The organism is Streptomyces sp. 13-12-16 (assembly GCF_002114215.1).
In the GTDB taxonomy this organism is placed as follows: domain Bacteria; phylum Actinomycetota; class Actinomycetes; order Streptomycetales; family Streptomycetaceae; genus Streptomyces.
This window is the reverse complement of record NZ_NCTE01001375.1, coordinates 1-495: the sequence shown is the minus strand read 5'-3', so window position 1 is coordinate 495 and position 495 is coordinate 1. Positions and strand designations below refer to the sequence as shown.

The window sequence follows — 495 nt, the reverse complement described above, 5'->3', positions numbered from 1 at the left end:
CCCTCGCGCACCGCGAGTTGCGGTTCGTCGGAGGCGGGCGCGAGAACGACGGGCGGAAGTGTCCCCTCCGTTCCCGTCCCCCGCTCCGGGTCCGGGCGCTCCAGATCCAGCAGGGTGAACCTGTCGGGGTGTTCCGCCTGGGCCGCGCGCACCAGACCCCACACGGCGGCCGCGGCCGGGTCGGCTCCGTCGGTCGCGCCCCGGGTGACGACGACCAGGCGGGAGGCGGCGAACCGGTCGTCGGCGAGCCAGGTGCGGAGCGTCTCCAGGACGTGGGCCGTCGCGGTGTGCGCGGCGCGTGCCCGGTCGGCCGGTGCGGCACCGGTGGGGACGGGCAGGAGGACGACCGGCGGTACCGGGTCCTCCGCCGCCGCGTCGGCCAGTGCCGTCAGGTCCGCGTACCTGTCGGCAGCGGCGGCGTCGAGGACGCCGTCGTCCGGGCCGATCAGGGCGACCCGCGTGGCCTCGTTCCCGCTTCCGGTCCCGGTCGTGGAG

1 protein-coding gene is annotated in these 495 nt (G+C 77.2%); it reads right to left on the bottom strand.

The features are described from left to right. On the bottom strand, positions 1-495 hold a 495-nt coding region (locus tag B7767_RS48895), incomplete at both ends, for a hypothetical protein (RefSeq protein ID WP_256923758.1).